General features: G+C 61.4%; 19 protein-coding genes. 7 read left to right on the top strand and 12 right to left on the bottom strand.

The features are described from left to right. Positions 1–10: 10 nt before the first annotated feature. The 7 genes from M1E04_RS21925 to M1E04_RS21895 form a co-directional block, all read right to left on the bottom strand. Positions 11–1,147 (bottom strand): AGE family epimerase/isomerase, encoded by a 1,137-nt coding sequence (locus tag M1E04_RS21925; RefSeq protein WP_192135309.1) that lies wholly within the window; start codon positions 1,145–1,147, stop codon positions 11–13. A 106-nt stretch (positions 1,148–1,253) separates the two neighbouring features. After that, positions 1,254–1,826 carry a HupE/UreJ family protein gene (locus tag M1E04_RS21920; protein ID WP_065987774.1) on the bottom strand — a complete coding sequence of 191 codons (573 nt, stop codon included), beginning with the start codon at positions 1,824–1,826 and terminating at the stop codon, positions 1,254–1,256. 49 nt (positions 1,827–1,875) lie between these two features. Further along, the gene (ureG, locus tag M1E04_RS21915) at positions 1,876–2,490 is read right to left on the bottom strand and encodes an urease accessory protein UreG (RefSeq protein WP_074891382.1); all 615 of its coding nucleotides are present in this window, start codon (positions 2,488–2,490) and stop codon (positions 1,876–1,878) included. A 58-nt stretch (positions 2,491–2,548) separates the two neighbouring features. After that, positions 2,549–3,223, bottom strand: coding sequence for an urease accessory protein UreF (locus M1E04_RS21910; protein ID WP_192135308.1), 675 nt, complete (start codon positions 3,221–3,223; stop codon positions 2,549–2,551). Then, on the bottom strand, positions 3,220–3,720 hold the full coding sequence (gene ureE / locus M1E04_RS21905; RefSeq protein ID WP_192135307.1) for an urease accessory protein UreE: 501 nt from the start codon (positions 3,718–3,720) through the stop codon (positions 3,220–3,222). The genes M1E04_RS21910 and ureE overlap by 4 nt, the downstream gene beginning before the upstream one ends. A gap of 209 nt (positions 3,721–3,929) precedes the next feature. After that, a complete protein-coding gene (locus tag M1E04_RS21900) occupies positions 3,930–4,562 on the bottom strand; it encodes a TetR family transcriptional regulator (protein WP_065987770.1) in 633 nt (210 codons plus the stop codon). A 251-nt stretch (positions 4,563–4,813) separates the two neighbouring features. After that, a complete protein-coding gene (locus tag M1E04_RS21895; RefSeq protein WP_456292039.1) occupies positions 4,814–5,200 on the bottom strand; it encodes a hypothetical protein in 387 nt (128 codons plus the stop codon). Between the two features lie 151 nt (positions 5,201–5,351). Here M1E04_RS21895 and M1E04_RS21890 point away from each other — a divergent pair, with 151 nt between their 5' ends. Continuing rightward, positions 5,352–7,421, top strand: coding sequence for an AsmA family protein (locus M1E04_RS21890; protein ID WP_192135301.1), 2,070 nt, complete (start codon positions 5,352–5,354; stop codon positions 7,419–7,421). Positions 7,422–7,662: 241 nt separating this feature from the next. Here the strand turns inward: M1E04_RS21890 and M1E04_RS21885 are convergent, their stop codons facing one another. Beyond that, positions 7,663–8,196 carry a ferritin-like domain-containing protein gene (locus tag M1E04_RS21885; protein ID WP_065987767.1) on the bottom strand — a complete coding sequence of 178 codons (534 nt, stop codon included), beginning with the start codon at positions 8,194–8,196 and terminating at the stop codon, positions 7,663–7,665. A gap of 311 nt (positions 8,197–8,507) precedes the next feature. Beyond that, on the bottom strand, positions 8,508–8,846 hold the full coding sequence (osmE, locus tag M1E04_RS21880; protein WP_065987766.1) for an osmotically-inducible lipoprotein OsmE: 339 nt from the start codon (positions 8,844–8,846) through the stop codon (positions 8,508–8,510). Positions 8,847–9,044: 198 nt separating this feature from the next. Between osmE and M1E04_RS21875 the strand changes: the two genes are divergently transcribed. Both M1E04_RS21875 and M1E04_RS21870 read left to right on the top strand, forming a co-directional pair. After that, positions 9,045–9,935, top strand: a complete 891-nt coding sequence (locus M1E04_RS21875; RefSeq protein ID WP_192135297.1) for an esterase/lipase family protein — start codon at positions 9,045–9,047, stop codon at positions 9,933–9,935. A 58-nt stretch (positions 9,936–9,993) separates the two neighbouring features. Continuing rightward, entirely contained in the window at positions 9,994–10,230 is a 237-nt protein-coding gene (locus M1E04_RS21870) for a hypothetical protein (protein ID WP_074891368.1), read from the top strand. 26 nt (positions 10,231–10,256) lie between these two features. Here the strand turns inward: M1E04_RS21870 and M1E04_RS21865 are convergent, their stop codons facing one another. Further along, entirely contained in the window at positions 10,257–11,141 is an 885-nt protein-coding gene (locus tag M1E04_RS21865) for a DMT family transporter (RefSeq protein ID WP_192135393.1), read from the bottom strand. A 151-nt stretch (positions 11,142–11,292) separates the two neighbouring features. Between M1E04_RS21865 and M1E04_RS21860 the strand changes: the two genes are divergently transcribed. Together M1E04_RS21860 and M1E04_RS21855 are read left to right on the top strand one after the other, a co-directional pair. Next, positions 11,293–11,583 (top strand): PsiF family protein, encoded by a 291-nt coding sequence (locus M1E04_RS21860; RefSeq protein WP_065987763.1) that lies wholly within the window; start codon positions 11,293–11,295, stop codon positions 11,581–11,583. Between the two features lie 188 nt (positions 11,584–11,771). After that, a complete protein-coding gene (locus tag M1E04_RS21855; protein WP_065987762.1) occupies positions 11,772–12,782 on the top strand; it encodes an AI-2E family transporter in 1,011 nt (336 codons plus the stop codon). A gap of 475 nt (positions 12,783–13,257) precedes the next feature. Here the strand turns inward: M1E04_RS21855 and M1E04_RS21850 are convergent, their stop codons facing one another. Then, positions 13,258–14,523 carry an Hsp70 family protein gene (locus tag M1E04_RS21850; RefSeq protein ID WP_065987761.1) on the bottom strand — a complete coding sequence of 422 codons (1,266 nt, stop codon included), beginning with the start codon at positions 14,521–14,523 and terminating at the stop codon, positions 13,258–13,260. Positions 14,524–14,817: 294 nt separating this feature from the next. On the opposite strand from M1E04_RS21850, the gene cbpA reads away from it, so the two are divergent. Both cbpA and M1E04_RS21840 read left to right on the top strand, forming a co-directional pair. Continuing rightward, positions 14,818–15,795 (top strand): curved DNA-binding protein, encoded by a 978-nt coding sequence (gene cbpA, locus M1E04_RS21845; protein ID WP_456292038.1) that lies wholly within the window; start codon positions 14,818–14,820, stop codon positions 15,793–15,795. Positions 15,796–15,797: 2 nt separating this feature from the next. Continuing rightward, the gene (locus M1E04_RS21840; protein WP_065987760.1) at positions 15,798–16,094 is read left to right on the top strand and encodes a chaperone modulator CbpM; all 297 of its coding nucleotides are present in this window, start codon (positions 15,798–15,800) and stop codon (positions 16,092–16,094) included. A 55-nt stretch (positions 16,095–16,149) separates the two neighbouring features. Here M1E04_RS21840 and M1E04_RS21835 read toward each other — a convergent pair whose 3' ends face one another. Next, on the bottom strand, positions 16,150–17,283 hold the full coding sequence (locus M1E04_RS21835; RefSeq protein WP_065987759.1) for a sensor histidine kinase: 1,134 nt from the start codon (positions 17,281–17,283) through the stop codon (positions 16,150–16,152). Between the last annotated feature and the right edge of the window lie 72 nt (positions 17,284–17,355).

Raw genomic sequence — 17,355 nt, 5'->3', positions numbered from 1 at the left:
GGGAATCAGCTCAGCCGATAAAAAACTCGGCCAGCCCGATGTAGCAGGTCGCCAGGTGATACGGCGTTGTCGACGGCATGTCGCTGCGGCTGATCTGTCCCTGGCTGTCGAGGCACTCGTTCCAGCCGGTGGGGTGCAGAAACTGCGTTTGCAGCGCAGTCAATTGGCGCGCCAGCAGATGTTCGCTCTCAGGCCGTAACGTCAGCGCGCGCAGGTATTCAGCCTGAGCCCAGATGCGCTGCGTGCCGTCTTTTACCGAACCGTCCACTTCCAGCATCGCCGCGACCGCGCCAGTCGTCTGGTCGACACCCTGTGCTTCGGCGTGGGCGAATGCAGTCTCCAGCGAGCGATACAGCGGCGTGCCCCGCAGACGCGCGGACGATGCCAGCAGATAAAACCATTCAAACTGATGACCCGGCTCGGACCAGTTATCCACAGCGTCCAGCGGTTTCTCCAGCATGACGCCGTGATCGACGTCCACGAAGCGTCGCTGCATGGCTTCTACCAGGGCATCCAGCGCCGCCAGCGTGTCAGCGTCATCACGCACGGCCAAGGTGCCGAGAAATGCTTCGGCCAGATGCATCAGCGGGTTTTGCAGCGGGCCGGCGTTGAGCGAAGACCAATCCTCGGCCAGCACGGATTCGTACAAGCCATCGCCATCGGCGAAGCGTTCGGCGACCACGTTCAGCGCGGCATTAAGCACCGACTCCACCAACGGCTCACGGACCTTGCCCCAGTAGTGCGCGCAGGCGAAGACGATGAAGGCGTGAGTGTAGAGATCCTTGCGGCGATCCAGCGGTGCGCCCTGTGGATCAATGCTGTAGAACCAGCCGCCGTGCTCGGCGTCGTGAAAGTGCTGCTGCAACGAACGAAACAGCGCGGCCGCGCGGGTGGCGGCGTCGGGCACGTCGGGGTGATCGATCAGGCTTGAAAACAGAAACAGCTGACGCGCGCAGGCCATGGCCCGGTAGCGCTGTGGCGGCAAAGGCCGATGCTGGGCGTCGAGCGCCTCGAACGGCAACGCCATCTCGGCATTCCACCCCGGGCCCTGCCACAACGGCACGACCACGCGCATGAAGTGCTGCTGCAGCTCAGTGAACAGGGCGGACAGTTCAGACTTGGCGGTGGGAAGGGAAGCGTCAGGCATTGGATGGCGTCACGGCAGTGGCAAATTGCGCGACATGGTAGCAGGAGGTGAGGCGGGCGGGGCAGCGGGGATCGATTGATCCCCGCCGAACCCTATAACGCATGGTTTAGCCCGCGAACAACCAGATGCCGGCTGCGGCCGACAGCGCACCTGCGATCCGCACCACTGGTGCCGCCGCGGTTGGCAGAAACCGCACCACGGCATAACCCGCTGCATGCAGCGCAGCCGTCGCGCCGACGAATCCGAGGGCATAGCCCCACGGGCTCGACATTTCAGGGAGCTCCAGACCGTGGGCGACGCCGTGGAACAGCGCAAACAGCGCCGTCGCTGCTACAGCCATGAACAGTGGCGGGCGTACGGCCAGCGCGACCGCCAGGCCCAATGCAAACACCGATGCCGCAATACCGCTCTCCAGTGCCGGCAATGCCAGGCCTTCAAACCCGAGCAAGCCGCCCATCAGCATGGTGCCGACAAACGTGCACGGCAGCGCCCAGCGCGCGGCGCCTTTTTGCTGTGCAGCCCAAAGCCCGACAGCGATCATCGCCAGCAGGTGATCGATGCCGCCCAGTGGATGGCTGATGCCGGCCACAAGACCGCTTTCATCATGGCCGGGGTGGGCGAAGGCCAGCGCCGGAACGAGGAGCAGCGCCAACGCGCCGAATACTTTTTTGCCGTTCATGAATGAATTCCTTGCTTCACTTGGGTGTTAGCCATTTGGGTGGACGAAATCAGGCCGCAGTCAGCAGACCCTGGCGCTCGATGAACGCGATGATCTGCTCCAGGCCGTGACCGGTTTTCTGGTTGCTGAACACGAACGGCTTGTCGCCGCGCATCTTCTTCGTGTCGCGGTCCATCATCTCCAGCGATGCACCCACCAGCGGCGCGAGGTCGATCTTGTTGATCACCAGCAGATCGGATTTGCAGATGCCGGGGCCGCCCTTGCGCGGCAGCTTGTCGCCGGCTGACACGTCGATCACATAAATGGTGAGGTCCGACAGCTCCGGGCTGAACGTCGCGGACAGGTTGTCGCCGCCGGATTCGACGATGATCAGGTCCAGCCCCTCGAAGCGCCGATTGAGCTGGTCGACCGCTTCCAGATTGATCGAAGCGTCTTCGCGGATCGCCGTGTGCGGGCAGCCACCGGTTTCGACGCCGATGATGCGCTCGGGCGCCAGTGCTTCATTGCGCACCAGAAAATCAGCGTCTTCACGGGTGTAGATATCGTTGGTGACCACCGCGAGGTTGTAACGATCGCGCAGGGCCAGGCACAGCGCGAGCGTCAGCGCGGTCTTGCCGGACCCGACCGGACCGCCGATGCCGACGCGCAAAGGTTGGCTGTTCATTCGTTCTCTCCGTTAAGCATGGTGTGCGGTTCGAGGTGCTGCGGCGATGGCAGCCACCTCATGATCGGAACAGGCGGCTGTACTGCCGCTCATGGTTCATGCTCGCCAGCGCCAGACCGAATGGCGCGCTGCCGATGTGTTCAGGATTCAGTACGGTCGCGTCGTGCTGGGCCTTCTGCAGCAGCGGCAGCAACTCACTGGTCAGGCGCTGTGCAGCTTGCTGCCCCAGTGGCAGGGTTTTCATCAGCACCGCCAACTGGTTTTCGAGCCAGCTCCAGAGCCAGGCAGCGAGCGCGTCCTGAGGGCTGATCTGCCAGGCGCGCGCGGCCAGTGCCCAACCCAGCGCCAGATGTGGCTCGCCCATACGCTGTAGAAAGTCCCGCGCGGGCTGATCCATTTCCGGCAGACCGTTGAGCAATTGCTGCAGCGAGTAGCCCATCTGCCGGCTTTCCAGATGCAGTTCGCGGGTTTCGCGGCTGGCGCGATGCTCTTCGCTCAATTGCAACAAGGCCGCCCAGTCGTCTTCGGCAGCCGCCGTGCAGTGCGCCAGTAAAAGCGGCGCCTCGAATCGTGCAAGGTTGAGCAGCAACTGGTCGCCAATCCAGCGGGCGGCGCTGGCCGAGTCGTGGACGGTCGATTGCTCGACCGCCATTTCCAGGCCCTGGGAATAGCTGTAGCCGCCGATCGGCAGCTGGGGGCTGGCCAGACGCAGCAGCGCCCAGGCTGCGTTCACGTGCGTACGCCGAATTGATGAATGCGCGGCGCGTAATTGAAATCTTCCTCACCGGCGCGCGAGTGGTGATGGCCGCCGCCATAGGCGCCGTGCTCGGGCTGGAAGGGGGCTTCGATGGATTCGGTCGTGGCGCCCAGTTGATCGAGCATGGCCTTGAGCACGTAGTCGTCGAGCAGACGCAGCCAGCCGTCGCCTACTTGCAGTGCCACATGGCGGTTGCCCAAGTGATACGCCGCCCGGGTCAGCTCGAACGTGTTGCTGCACGTCACGTGCATCAGTTGCTCGGGGCGCGCGCAAACACGCACGATCCGCCCGTCTTCAGCCTTGAGAAAGTCGCCATCACGCAGCGGCGGCTGGCCCCGCTCAAGGAACAGCCCGACGTCTTCGCCCTCGGCACTGAAACAGCGCAGCCGGCTTTTGCTCCGCGCCTCGAATATCAAATGCAGCTCTGCGGCCCATTCAGCCTGAGGTTCGACCCGTTGATGAATCACCAGCATCAGAAAGCTTCCAGCAATGTGCGATGCAAGGGCTAGAGCAAGTGGCTTGCCAACAGATGGACAGGGCAGAAATTGCCAGAATACGGTGCAGTAAGGGCGGGGCTGATCACCTGAGTGCGACTTATCGGTGCGTCAGTTGCGAAGGCGCACCTCCGTGGTGCGAAGGGAGGGTCATGAAGCCGTGTTGCAGAGGAGTGAAGCGTCGCGACTCACTCGGTGCTGCCCAATCCCTGCCAACGCTTGGCGCCGATGAAGATAAAGCGCAGTTGCTGAGTGATTTTCGCGCGGGGGGTCAAATGTTCGGCCAATGCCGGGGGCGGCGGATCGATCAGCTCCGGAAGCATGGCAAACACGCTTTTTACCACGAGGTCGGCCATGACCGAGAGGTCGTCGGTGTTCAGGTGATGGAATTTGGGCATCGACGCCAGGTCGGTCGCGAGGTCGGCGATGATGCCTTCGCGCAGCGCACCGAGCGCCTGTCGGACCTTCAGCGAGCCGCCGTATTGTTCGCGCGCCAGGAACAGAAACTGCGAGCGGTTGGCGGCCACGACGTCCAGAAAGATGCGGATGGAGGCGTCGATGATGCCGCTGTCGATGTTGTCGTTGTGTCGCACGCGGCGGATGGTTTCGCGGAAGGTCTGACCGACTTCGCTGACCAGCGCCAGGCCGAGGTGGTCCATGTCATCGAAGTGCCGATAGAAACCGGTGGGTACGATGCCGGCTGTTTTCGCCACCTCGCGCAGGCTCAGACTGCCGAAACCGCGTCCGCTCTCCATCAGGCCCCGGGCTGCATCGAGCAGGGCATGGCGAGTCTGCTGTTTCTGTTCGGCGCGGGGCAGCATGGGGCGTGTATCTGATAGAGGCATGGGCCGCAACTCTAGCAAATGCGTTTGCGTGGCGTCGAACCCGGTTTGACGTCGGGCAATAAAAAGCCCGGCGATCAGGGCCGGGCTGTTCACATGTTTTTTGTCGTGCCGATTTTTGGTTGATCTGAACGGCCTCTTCCCGGCTTAAGCCGGTTCCACTGACAAGCGCCGCGTTATTTCCGTAGGACTGGCTTTAGCCGGGAAGCTTTTGACGCAGCGGGTAAAAATCAGGAAACGCGCTGATACTGCTGAATCAGCAGATCAGGGCCGTTTTCGGCGACGCGCTGATATTGATTGATCAATCGGTCGGGGCCGTCCTGCGCAAGGGTCGGCAAACCGGAATGCTGTGTCGCCTTTGCTTCGCCGAGGATCGCTTGTTCGCTGGCAGGCATCGCGAACGCGCTCGAGGCAAGCAGGGAAAGGGTCAGGGCAATCAACTGGCGTTTCATGGAAGGATGCTCGGGTGTAAAGGGTGATGTGAACGTGCTGGCGATTTTACCGCTGCCCGCTTGATAAAGAAGTTCAGCGAGCTGATGGTGACCATCGACAGAAATGATGCGCCTCTGGACTCGTTGCCCGGCGGGCCTTTCAGCGAGTTTCAGAGGGATCGCCAAGCCCGTCTGGACGTACGGTATCGGTGGGGTGCGGAACTTTTCTGGCCTTGAATACAGATTTGATCAAACCGACGCGGCTTTTCTCAGTCGAAGCGTTACGACGTACGAGACGCGCCCTGGATGGCGCATCGGTTTTTGGGGAGACAACGCAATGACGCGAGGCCGTAAAATCTTCGCTTGGACAGCCGCAATCCTGCTGCTGTTGCTGGTGATTCTGATCATTGTGATCGCCACGTTCGACTGGAACCGACTCAAGCCGACCATCAACGAGAAGGTGTCTGCAGAACTCCATCGTCCCTTTGCCATCAACGGCAATCTGGCCGTGAGCTGGCACCGCGAGCCCGATGAAGGCGGCTGGCGCGCCTGGGTGCCGTGGCCGCACCTGTCGGCGGAAGACATCGCACTGGGCAACCCGGAATGGTCAAAGACGCCGCAGATGGTCACGCTCAAGCGCGTCGACCTGCGTTTGTCTCCCTTGCCGTTGCTGGCCCAGCGCGTGGTCATCCCGCGTATCAACCTGACCGAGCCCAACGCGAAGATCGAGCGTCTGGCCGATGGCCGCGCCAACTGGGTCTTTGATCTGCCCAAGAGCGACCCGAACGCCAAACCGTCGAGCTGGGTGGTCGACATCGGCTCGATCGGCTTCGACAAAGGCTTCGTGAGCTACAACGACCAGAAGATCAACACGGCCGTCGATGTCGTCATCGACATGCTGGGCAAGCCGATCCCCTACAGCGACATCGTCGGCAGCAGCGAGGCGAAGAAGGTTCAGGACAAGGGCGCTTCGGCTCAGGACTATGCCTTCGGCTTTACTGCCAAAGGCCAGTACCACGGCCAGAAACTCAACGGCAGCGGCAAGGTAGGTGGACTGCTGGCGCTGAAAGACGCGGCGTTGCCATTCCCGGTGCAGGCCGACGTCAGCGCGGGTGCCTTGCGTGTTGCGATTGCAGGCACGGTTACCGATCCGCAGAATCTGGGTGAACTGGACCTGCGCCTGAAACTCTCCGGCGACAGCCTCAGCAATCTCTATCCGCTGACCGGCGTGACGCTGCCGGATTCCCCTCCGTACTCCACAGACGGCCGCCTGATCGCGAAACTGCACGACCCGGCGGGTGCGTCGTTCCAGTACAAGGGCTTCAACGGCAAGATCGGCGACAGCGACATCCACGGTGATCTCGGCTTTGCCGCCAGCGAACCTCGCCCCAAGCTGACCGGCGCGCTGGTGTCCAACCAACTGCTGATGGCGGACCTCAAGCCGCTGATTGGCGCCGATTCCAATGCCGAGCAGAAAACCCGGGGCGGCGAGAGCAAGCAGCCGACAGGCAAGGTGCTGCCGGTCGAGGAGTTCAAGACCGACCGCTGGGCTGCCATGGACGCCGACGTCGAGTTCACGGGCAAGCGCATCGTGCAGAGCGCCGACCTGCCGTTCACCGACCTGTACACCCACGTGGTGCTCAACGATGGTGTGCTGAGTCTGGAACCGCTGCGGTTTGGTGTGGCAGGCGGCAAGCTCGACGCCGACATCAAGCTCAACGGGCACACCCAGCCGCTGGAGGGCCGCGCGAAACTGTCGGCTCGCGGCTTCAAGCTCAAGCAGCTGTTCCCCACCTTCGAACCGATGAAAACCAGCTTTGGTGAGCTCAACGGTGATGCCGACCTCAGTGGCCGTGGCAACTCGGTGGCAGCGTTGCTGGGCACGTCCAACGGCGAGCTGAAGATGCTGATCAACGACGGCGCCGTCAGCCGTGGCCTGATGGAAATTGCGGGCCTGAACGTTGGCAACTACGTGGTGGGCAAGCTGTTCGGCGACAAGGACGTGAAGATCAACTGTGCGGCCACCGATGTCGGCTTCAAGGACGGCTTGGCGAGCACGAAGGTGTTTGTGTTCGATACCGAGAACGCGATTATTTACGTCGATGGCACGGCGAACCTGAAGACCGAGCAACTGGACATGAAGGTGACGCCCGAGTCGAAAGGCTTCCGGGTCTTCTCCCTGCGTTCGCCGCTGTATGTGCGTGGGCCGTTCAGCAAACCCAACGCGGGTGTTGAGTCGGGGCCGCTGTTGCTGCGCGGCGCGGGCATGGTGCTATTGGGCGCTGCAGTCGGACCGGCGGCAGGATTGCTGGCACTGGTGGCACCGAGCAGTGGCGACGCGCCTAACCAGTGCACCGGGTTGCTGGAGCAGATGCGTTCAGGCAAGGCGCCTAAGACTGTGAAATAAGTTCGGCGCAGGATTCTGTGCCGTCTTCACTCACACAATATGCCCGGGTTCGGCGCAGGCTTGCGTGGTACCCGGTCCCACAGAACCGCGTTCGGCGCCTGATTCAGCGTCAGGTTGATCTGGCCCTTGTGGGAGCGAGCTTGCTCGCGAAGAGCCCGGTATCCGCTAAACATCCCGCCTGAAAGTTACCCACAAAAAAGCCAGGGCATGTGCCCTGGCTTTTTGCATTGCGTGTCGCGTATCAGAGGCCGTCGAGCAGGTCTGCCATGTCGTCGGCGTGCTCTTCTTCCTGCGCCAGGATCTCTTCAAAGATACGGCGGGTGGTCGGGTCTTGGTCGCCGATGTACTGAATGATTTCGCGGTAGCTGTCGATCGCGATGCGCTCGGCCACCAGGTCTTCGGTGATCATCTCTTTCAGTGTGTTGCCGGCCACGTACTGGGCGTGGGAGTTCTTGCTCAGCAGGTCCGGGTTGAATTCCGGCTCGCCGCCCAACTGCACGATGCGCTCGGCCAGCTTGTCAGCGTGTTCGAGCTCTTGATTGGCGTGTTCCAGAAACTCATCAGCGGCGGCGTGGGACTTGATGCCCTTGGCCATGAAGTAGTGGCGCTTGTAACGCAGGGTGCAGACCAGCTCAGTGGCCAGCGACGAGTTCAGCAGACGCAGGACCTCATCACGATCACCGTTGTAGCCTTCAGTTACGGCGCCGTCTTCGACGTTTTTGCGTGCGCGCTCTCGCAGGGTGGCGACGTCGGTCATTGGGTGCAGATTGATCATCAGATTTCTCCAGGGCTTTTACGGTTTTTTCCGTCGCGCTCTGTTGCGCCATACGTCAAGCAGGCGCCCGGCGAGATCGGGTCTTAAGGTGTGAGTGGTGGGCGCTGGCAAAAGTTTGATTTTTGTTCGGGGACTTTTTGACGCAGTGTCAGATGGTCGGGTTGTAGGGGGACGAGGGTGATGCGGAGTCAAGACGGGGTGCGCTTGCTTCAAGGGAATCACTCGCGACAGCGGCAGCGCCGGGCATCTTTGCGATGCCTCGGCGCTCGTGATCGCGAGCGGACTCACCCATTCATACGGACGGCGTCAGATCACATGGCGCGTTCGTTGGCGTCACGCTGTTCGCAGGTCATGAAACCCTTGCTGTTGACGCGGCCATTGTTGTCGAAGGTGACGTAGTACGCCTGCTGATGGCCTTCGCGGTTCAGCACGTAGTTGTTGCAAGTACCTGGGTGGGCGCGACGCTGAATGGAGGTCGATGGCGTGCCGCCGATGGTCAGGACCTGTTCTTTGGTCATGCCTTCTTCGACTTGCTTGACCAGCGGCTCATTGCGATAGGTCGCGTAATCAACCGGGTTCGGCAGGGTGGTCGATGCGCAACCGGCCAATGCGGCCATGGAAATCACTACTGCCAGGGATTGCTTGAACATTCGAATCGCTCCGCGAAAAAGGCCATTGTTGGCCCGTTGCTGTTAGGAGCATTCAAGATGCAAAAGAGTTCGATCAAATTGATGGCGATGGGGCATTACCCGTACTGTCATGTTTTATGAATGTTTCCCGGCTACTTTGACGTGGCTGACTTGACCCCGCAGCGCTGAACAAAAACGCTCACTGAGGAACGCTCCTTAATGTCGCAAGAGCAGGCCACCCGTTATCCCATCGTCTTGGTACCGGGATTGATGGGCTTCGTGAAACTGGTGGTCTATCCGTATTGGTTCGGCATCGTGCCGGCGCTGCGTCGGGGCGGCGCGCAGGTGATTCCGGTCATGGTGTCGGCGGTCAATTCCACCGAGATTCGCGGCGAGCAATTGCTGGCCCGAGTCCAGGAAGTTCTCAAGGAAACCGGCGCGGCGAAGGTCAACCTGATCGGTCACAGTCAGGGAGCGCTGACCATTCGGTATGTTGCTGGCGTACGCCCGGACCTGGTCGCCTCGGTCACCTCCGTCGCGGGGCCCAACCATGGCTCCGAACTGGCCGACTACTTTGAAGCGCATTACCCGCCCCATACCCTGAAAGGGCGTGTGGTCAACGCTGCCATCCGCCTCACCACGCTCATCACCAGCCTGCTCGACACCGGTTATCGCGGTACGCGCCTGCCCGTGGATGTCGACGCTGCGCACCATTCGCTGACCGCACGCGGCGTGGCGCACTTCAACCGGCGGTTCCCCCAGGGATTGCCCGAACACTGGGGCGGGCAGGGCGAGGAGGAGGTCGGCGGCGTGCGCTATTACTCGTGGTCAGGGACCCTGCAACCGGGGCGTACCGACCGCGGCAAGAACCTCTTTGATACGTCAAATCTCACTTGCCGAATATTTGCTCGCACGTTCACGAAAGAGCGGGGTCAATCTGATGGCATGGTCGGGAGATGCAGTTCTCACCTGGGTAAAGTCATCGGTGATGACTACCCGCTCGACCATTTCGACATCGTCAACCAGCACTTCGGGCTGGTGGGCAACGGAGCCGATCCCGTGGGGTTGTTCCTTGAACATGCCGCGCGTCTCAAAGCCGCCGGTCTTTGACTTATTTGGCCGTAGTTCGTGATCAGTCGACCCGTGAGGTCGCGTAGGAAGAGATGCGATGAGCGATAAAGAGCTTTATGAAATCGAGTACACGCTGGCCGGTGAGCACCATGTCGATCTGATTGAAAACCTCGACGTGCCAATCATCGAGGTTGTGCACGAGCTGGCGCTCAAGCACAACGTGGCCGTTGAAGATGACCCCTTCGATACCGGTGAGGACACCATCGGTCTGCCCCATGTGCTGGGCATCACCGACGTGTCGATTCACGCTGCGCAGGAGCACGACAAAGCCTGATAGCCGGTTTCATTCGACGGACAGCGTTAATGGATTGCGGCCTTGCGCAGCGGTGTGGTCCAGCGTTCTGCCAGGATCACCCCGCCCAGCGTCAGGGCACCGCCGATGAAGTGATACGACGCCAGCTGCTCGCCCAGTGCGAGCGCAGCGACCAGCGCCGTCAGGATCGGCACCAGGTTGAAAAACAACGTGGTACGGCTTGGCCCGAGGATGGAAATCGCTTTCATCCACAGCAACGGCGCGAGCATTGAGGTCGGGATGCACGCGTAGAGCACCAACGGAATGTTGCTCGCATTCAGGCCGGTTTTCGGTGAAATCACGAACAGCGGAAACAGCGCGATGATCGCCACCAGGATCTGCAAATAAAGCAGCTGCAACGGCGGCATGCGCAACTGCCACTTCTTCAGCAGCGTGCTATAGGTCGCATAGGCCAGCGTTGCGACCAGCATCATCACGTCGCCGATGTTGATGCCATGGGCAATCAGCAAGCTCCAGCTCCCTTGGGACACCACCCACAACACGCCCGCAAACGACACGATAGCGCCGACCAGCGCGCCTGCGGTCAACCGGGTGCCAAGGCTGGCGATCGACATGCCCAGGGTCATCACCGGCACCAAAGACAGAATGATGCCCATGTTGGTGGCCGTCGTGATGTTCGCCGCGTAGTACGCCAGGCTCTGATAAATCGCCATGCCCAGCACGCCCAGCACCACGACCTTGCCGATGATGGGTTTGATCTGCGCCCGATTGCGCAGCACGGGACCCAGCAGAAACGGCGTGAACAGCAAGCCGGCCAGTAACCAGCGATAGAAGCCGATCTCGGCCGGGAAAATACGGCCCGCGGCGGCTTTGGTGATGACGTTGTTGCCCGCCCAGATCATGACGGTGAGCAGTGGATAAAGGTATTGCATGACCGGCCCGGCGGCTGAATGAGGCGCCATTATCGGCCTGTCAGTGCGCGCGTCCAGCGTGCGCTACGCATTTGCAGAAATATGCAGCAACATTCTTTGGCTACACTGCTCCGAAAGCCATGCAGGTGCGTGGCGCTTCCGGAGAAAAGCGATGACGATGCTGCGTATTCCTCTGCTGGTGATGGGCCTGCTGCTGAGCGCCCAGGGTTTTGCCGCCACCGCCCAACAAAACAAGATGACCACCTGCAACGCCGATGCCTCGGCCAAATCCCTCAAAGGCGACGAGCGCAAGGCGTTCATGAGCTCCTGCCTGAAGGCCGCGCCTGCGCCTGCCGCCACTCAACAGGAGAAGATGAAAACCTGCAACGCCACGGCCAGCACTCAGGCGCTCAAGGGCGATGCGCGCAAGGCGTTCATGAGCGATTGTCTTAAAAAGAAATAATTTTCCGAGCCAATGGCGGGCGTCGAAAGGCGGCGCCGGCCCCTGTACTTTCTGCGATTGCGGCCGATGATCTGGCCTGCAATCGCAGCCTCCCAACGCTTGAGCCCTGAAGGGCTTTCGCGTCGCTGGTTCTCCACTCAGAACGCTGGCAGACTGCCCATCCTTCACGCCGCTCGTTTTGAGGCTGTATGCCAACGTTTACGCCCCGTCAAGTCTATCTGGCCAGTTGCATTCTCGTGTTCGGCGGGTTGCTGCTGGTCTTGCCGCTCAACCTTCTGCCCAGTCTGCTGGCGGGTTTGCTGGTGTACGAACTGGTCGACATGCTCACCCCACAGCTGCAACGGCTGATTGCCGGCGAGCGTGCGCGGTGGCTGGCGGTGGCGTTGCTGGGGACTCTGGTGGTGACGGTGCTGGCGTTGCTGTTTGCCGGCGCGATCAGTTTCCTGCTGCACGAGGCGGAAAACCCCGGCGCGTCGCTGGATAAATTCATGATTCTGGTGGACCGCGCCCGCGGTCAGCTGCCGCCTTTCATCGACAACTACCTGCCGGCCAGTGCCACCGAGTTTCAGGTGTCCCTCAGCGCGTGGCTGACCAAGCACCTGGGCGAGCTTCAGCTGCTCGGCAAGGGGGCGGCGCACATGTTCGTGACGTTGCTGATTGGCATGGTACTGGGCGCGATCATCGCCCTGCAGCGCATCCCCGATGTCACCAAGCGCAAGCCATTGGCGGCGGCGCTGTTCGAGCGTCTGCATCTGCTGACCCAGGCCTTCCGCAATATCGTTTTTGCGCAAATCAAGATCTCGCTGCTGAACACGGCGTTCACTTCTATATTCCTGGCGGTGATCCTGCCGTTGTGTGGCGTGCACCTGCCGCTGACCAAAACCCTGATCGTGCTGACCTTCCTGCTGGGCTTGCTTCCGGTGGTCGGCAACCTGATGTCCAACACGCTGATCTTCATCGTCGGCATGTCGTTGTCGATCTGGGTGGCGGTGGCGGCGTTGGGTTATCTGATCGTGATCCACAAGGTCGAGTATTTCCTCAACGCACGGATCGTCGGCGGGCAGATCAGCGCCAAGTCGTGGGAGTTGCTGCTGGCGATGCTGATCTTCGAAGCCGCCTTCGGCCTGCCGGGGGTAGTGGCAGGGCCGATTTATTACGCGTACCTGAAGAGCGAACTGCGCCGGGCAGAGCTGGTATAGCGGCAGGTTTCAACCATTCGCGGCTACCCGCGGTGTGGAGGACCGGCTTCAGCCGGGAAGAGGCCTGCGCGGACACCCTCAATTTTGCGGCGTGACGCCTGACGCCTTCCCGGCTAAAGCCAGTCCTACGATGCGCCTCCGATGTAGTAGGACCGGCTTCAGCCGGGAAGAGGCCTGCGCAGACACCCTCAATTTCGCGGCATGACACCTGACGCCTTCCCGGCTAAAGCCAGTCCTACGATGCGCCTGCGATGTGTAGGACCGGCTTCAGCCGGGAAGAGGCCTGCGCGGACACCCTCAATTTCGCGGCATCACACCCGACGCCTTCCCGGCTAAAGCCAGTCCTACGATGCGCCTCCGATGTAGTAGGACCGGCTTCAGCCGGGAAGAGGCCTGCGCGGACAACCTCACTTTTGCGGTGTAACACCTGACGCCTTCCCGGCTAAAGCCAGTCCTACAAGCGCCCCGCGGGGGATCAGCCGTAACGCTTCTTGGCTTCGATCGCCAGCCCGCTGCCGATGCTGCCGAAGATGTTGCCCTCGACGTGCCGGGCCTTGGGCAGCATGGCGGCGACGCTGTTGCGCAGGGCCGGGATGCCGCTGGAGCCGCCGGTGAAGAACACGGTGTCGACATCGGTCACACCCACGCCTGCGTCATTCAACAGATTCGTCACACTGCCGCGCACGCGTTCGAGCAAGGCGTCAATTGACGATTCGAACAACTGCCGCGTGAGGTCCACGCTCAGGCCGGGCTCGACGCGGTCCATCGGCACCAGGCGATTTTCCGAGTGGGTCAGCTGGATCTTGGTTTCTTCGACTTCCATCGCCAGCCAGTGACCGGCGCGTTGATCGATCAGCCTGAACAGCCGATCAATGCCCTGGGTGTCTTCGATGTCATAGCGCATGCTGCCCAGCGCCAGTTGCGACTTTTGCGAATACACCGAGTTGATCGTGTGCCAGGTCGCCAGGTTCATGTGCGTGCTGGTCGGCATGTAGGCGCCGCTTTTCATCCGGCTGCCATAGCCAAACAGCGGCATCACGCCCTGCAGGCTCAGCTGCTTGTCGAAGTCGGTACCGCCGATGTGCACGCCGCCCGTGGCGAGAATGTCGGTGTGGCGGTCATCAATCAGGCGACGCTCCGGCGACAGGCGCACCAGCGAGAAGTCCGACGTACCGCCGCCGATGTCGACGATCAGCACCAGCTCTTCACGGTCCAGCGTTGACTCGTAGTCGAACGCGGCTGCGATGGGCTCGAACTGGAAGGAAACCTCCCTGAAGCCGATCTTGCGCGCCACATCGGCCAGCGTGTCTTCTGCCTCCTGGTCGGCGGCAGCGTCGTCATCGACGAAATGCACGGGACGGCCCAGCACGACGTGCTCGAAGGAATGACCGGCAGCGGCTTCAGCACGTTTTTTAAGTTCGCCGATGAACAGCCCGAGCAGGTCCTTGAACGGCATCGCTGTCCCGAGCACGCTGGTGTCGTGCTTGATCAGCTTGGAACCCAGCAGGCTCTTGAGCGAGCGCATCAGGCGGCCTTCGTAGCCCTCGAGGTACTCGTGAAGCGCAAGACGACCGTAGACCGGGCGGCGCTCTTCGATGTTGAAAAAGACCACCGAGGGCAGCGTGATCTTGCCGTCCTCCAGTGCGATCAGCGTTTCCACTCCAGGGCGTAGCCAGCCGACCGTGGAGTTGGACGTGCCAAAATCGATGCCAAGGGCACGGGCCGGGGATGGAGTGCTCATCTGCTTTGCATACCAGTCAAAAAACGGCCGCGCAGTGTATGCGAGTGCGCGCCGGATGCGTAGCGCGAAACGTCGGTTTATCGCCCGTCCGGCATCTATTTCCGGCCCTTGGCTTGAACTGTGGCCCCGAGCCCCAATCTAGCAGGCAACTCTTAATGCATTTGGCCGGTCTGGACAGCGTTTCAATTCGCGGGACGGCGTGCCGATAACATTGCAACGTTCAACGCAGCCAGCGTTCACATGTGGAACACGCTGCGGACTGGGCTGGATATTCCAGAATTGGGTGACCGTCAGATGGACTTCAAAGACTATTACAAGATCCTTGGCGTAGAGCCGACGGCGGACGAGAAGACGATCAAGACCGCCTATCGCAAGCTCGCGCGCAAGTATCACCCCGACGTCAGCAAAGAGCCTGGCGCGGAAGACAAATTCAAAGAAGCCTCCGAAGCGTATGAAGCGCTCAGCGACCCTGAAAAGCGCGCCGAATACGACGAGATTCGCAAATACGGCAGTCAGGGCCGGTTCCAGCCACCGCCTGGCTGGCAGGGCCGCGGCGGCGCGGGCGCGGGCGCGGGCGCGGGCGCGGGTCAGGGCTTTGGTGGCGGCGGCTTCGAAAACGGCGATTTCTCCGACTTTTTCAGTTCCATTTTCGGTAATCGCGGTGGTCAGCAAGGCGGTCGGGCGCAGAGCCCGGGGCGTCGAGGGCAGGACGTGGAGATGGAACTGGCGGTGTTTCTGGAGGAGACTCTCTCCACCGAGTCCAAGCAGATCAGCTTCAAGGTGCCGCAACACAGCGCCAACGGTCAGCGCATGGCCGACATCACCAAGACGTTGAATGTGAAGATCCCCGCGGGCGTCACCGATGGCGAGCGCATCCGCCTCAAGGGGCAGGGCGCGCCGGGCGTTGCCGGTGGGGAGAAGGGCGATCTGTACCTGATCATCCGCCTGGCGCCGCACCCGATGTTCGACGTCGAGGGGCATGACTTGATTATCACGGTGCCGATCGCGCCGTGGGAAGCAGCGCTCGGCACCAAGGTGGCGGTGCCGACGTTGACCGGCAAGATCAACCTGACCATCCGCCCGGACAGTCAGAACGGTCAGCGGCTGCGGGTCAAAGGCAATGGTCTGTTGAACAAGCAGGGCCAGCGCGGCGATCTGTACGCGCAACTGAAAATCGTCATGCCCAAATCCACCGATGAGGCGACCAAAGCGCTGTGGGAGAAGCTGGCCCAGCAGGCCGCGTTCGATCCGAGGGCTCAATGGAGTAACTGATCATGAGCAATACCCTGGTCATAGACATGCAGGAGTTCTGTGAGGTGGTCGACCTGCCGGCCGCCTTCGTCATCGAGATTGTCGAGCACGGCATTCTCGAACCCCAGGGAAGGCAGCCGGATGAGTGGCTGTTCGACAGTGCCGCGTTGTCGATCGGCAGGCGTGCGGTCAAATTGCATCGCGAATTGCAGCTGGAATGGGACGGCGTCGCTTTGGCGCTGGACCTTCTGCAAGAGCTCGAACACGTCAGGGCGGAAAACCGCATGCTCAGGCAGCGGCTGGGGCGGTTTGTGGATTGAAGCGCTGGACTGAAGCTCACTCCCCACACGGGTTGTGCTCGCTGCTCAACGCTTATTAACCTTTCTTCGGCAATTCCACGTTAAACGTCGTGCCGTCTCCGACGTTGGACACAACCGTGATGCTGCCGTTATGGGCATTCACCACCTCTTTCACGATGAACAACCCCAGGCCCAGGCTGGTGGAAGGGTTGTGGATGCCGGTTTTTTCGTTGGCCGAGCGGACCAGCGGGTCGAAGATGCTGCCGATGGCTTCCTCCGCGATAGGCTCGCCGCCGTTATGCACCGAGAGGCTCACATGGTTTTCGCTGCCGGTGAGCTTCACGGTGACCTGCCGCGTCGCCGCGCCATGCTGCAAGGCATTGCCAATCAGGTTTTGCAGCAACTGCGCGATGCGTGCCCGATCCCACTCGCCCCGGGTGTCACCGGTGCTGGTGAACACGGCGTTGCAGTCGGGCTGCCCCGCCGTCGCGGCGTCGATGGCCTCGCGGCAGGCGAGGGTCATCTCCATCGGCTTGCGCTCGACCGGCAGCGTGACCCCCAGACGGCTGCGGACGAACTCCAGCAAGTCGCTGATCATTGTCCCCATCAACAAACTGCTGCTTTTGATGCGTTTGATGTACCCAAGCTCGGCGTCTGCTAGCGTAGTCTTGCGCATCAGCACCTCGGACGACATACCGATGGCCTGCAAGGGCGCGCGCAGGTCGTGACCGAGAATGGCGAGAAAGATGTCACGGGAACGTGTCACGCGATCGGCGTAGGCCGCCGTCGACTCGGCCAGGGCTTCATCGATGGCTTCGTTGAAGCGGATCATGTCGGTGATATGACTGACCTGTGGATCTATCTGGTTTTCTGCCCAGAAGCGCACGACCGTGGCCCGAAGGTGGCGGAACTCTGAAGTCATCTGCACCAGGTCAAACCCGACGATATGGCGCAATTCACCATGACTGGAGGCGGCCTGATCGAGTGTCGGGGTTTTGCCGATGTCTTCGCCTTGCGCCTTGGCGATGCGTTCGGCTTTGGTCTGAGCGGTGTTCATGTCACGCGCCGCCGCGAGCAGGATCGCCTCGGCATGGTCGCGCAGCTCGGCTGAACTCATCTGGGCGGCGGCGGGCGTCAGCGTGGCCGCAAACCGTTCCCACTCATCGACGATGCGATCCACATTCTGAACGATGAAGTCCGAAAGACGCATGGGGAACTACCTTGCTGCCGGGGCGCTGAATGAGAGCGCGCATAGTACCGCCATGTTGTTGCAGGAAGCATC

Source organism: Pseudomonas sp. AK106, from assembly GCF_053903055.1.
The sequence above is the reverse complement of the archived record's forward strand: the minus strand, read 5'-3'. Positions and strand labels throughout refer to the sequence as shown.

Excerpts from the sequence above, each read along its gene's own strand:
- M1E04_RS21925 (WP_192135309.1), bottom strand. The coding sequence starts at position 1,147 with ATGCCTGACGCTTCCCTTCCCACCGCCAAGTCTGAACTGTCCGCCCTG.
- M1E04_RS21920 (WP_065987774.1), bottom strand. The coding sequence starts at position 1,826 with ATGAACGGCAAAAAAGTATTCGGCGCGTTGGCGCTGCTCCTCGTTCCG.
- ureG (WP_074891382.1), bottom strand. The coding sequence starts at position 2,490 with ATGAACAGCCAACCTTTGCGCGTCGGCATCGGCGGTCCGGTCGGGTCC.
- ureE (WP_192135307.1), bottom strand. The coding sequence starts at position 3,720 with ATGCTGGTGATTCATCAACGGGTCGAACCTCAGGCTGAATGGGCCGCA.
- M1E04_RS21900 (WP_065987770.1), bottom strand. The coding sequence starts at position 4,562 with ATGCTGCCCCGCGCCGAACAGAAACAGCAGACTCGCCATGCCCTGCTC.
- M1E04_RS21890 (WP_192135301.1), top strand. The coding sequence starts at position 5,352 with ATGACGCGAGGCCGTAAAATCTTCGCTTGGACAGCCGCAATCCTGCTG.
- M1E04_RS21885 (WP_065987767.1), bottom strand. The coding sequence starts at position 8,196 with ATGATCAATCTGCACCCAATGACCGACGTCGCCACCCTGCGAGAGCGC.
- osmE (WP_065987766.1), bottom strand. The coding sequence starts at position 8,846 with ATGTTCAAGCAATCCCTGGCAGTAGTGATTTCCATGGCCGCATTGGCC.
- M1E04_RS21875 (WP_192135297.1), top strand. The coding sequence starts at position 9,045 with ATGTCGCAAGAGCAGGCCACCCGTTATCCCATCGTCTTGGTACCGGGA.
- M1E04_RS21870 (WP_074891368.1), top strand. The coding sequence starts at position 9,994 with ATGAGCGATAAAGAGCTTTATGAAATCGAGTACACGCTGGCCGGTGAG.
- M1E04_RS21865 (WP_192135393.1), bottom strand. The coding sequence starts at position 11,141 with ATGCAATACCTTTATCCACTGCTCACCGTCATGATCTGGGCGGGCAAC.
- M1E04_RS21860 (WP_065987763.1), top strand. The coding sequence starts at position 11,293 with ATGACGATGCTGCGTATTCCTCTGCTGGTGATGGGCCTGCTGCTGAGC.
- M1E04_RS21855 (WP_065987762.1), top strand. The coding sequence starts at position 11,772 with ATGCCAACGTTTACGCCCCGTCAAGTCTATCTGGCCAGTTGCATTCTC.
- M1E04_RS21850 (WP_065987761.1), bottom strand. The coding sequence starts at position 14,523 with ATGAGCACTCCATCCCCGGCCCGTGCCCTTGGCATCGATTTTGGCACG.
- cbpA (WP_456292038.1), top strand. The coding sequence starts at position 14,818 with ATGGACTTCAAAGACTATTACAAGATCCTTGGCGTAGAGCCGACGGCG.
- M1E04_RS21840 (WP_065987760.1), top strand. The coding sequence starts at position 15,798 with ATGAGCAATACCCTGGTCATAGACATGCAGGAGTTCTGTGAGGTGGTC.
- M1E04_RS21835 (WP_065987759.1), bottom strand. The coding sequence starts at position 17,283 with ATGCGTCTTTCGGACTTCATCGTTCAGAATGTGGATCGCATCGTCGAT.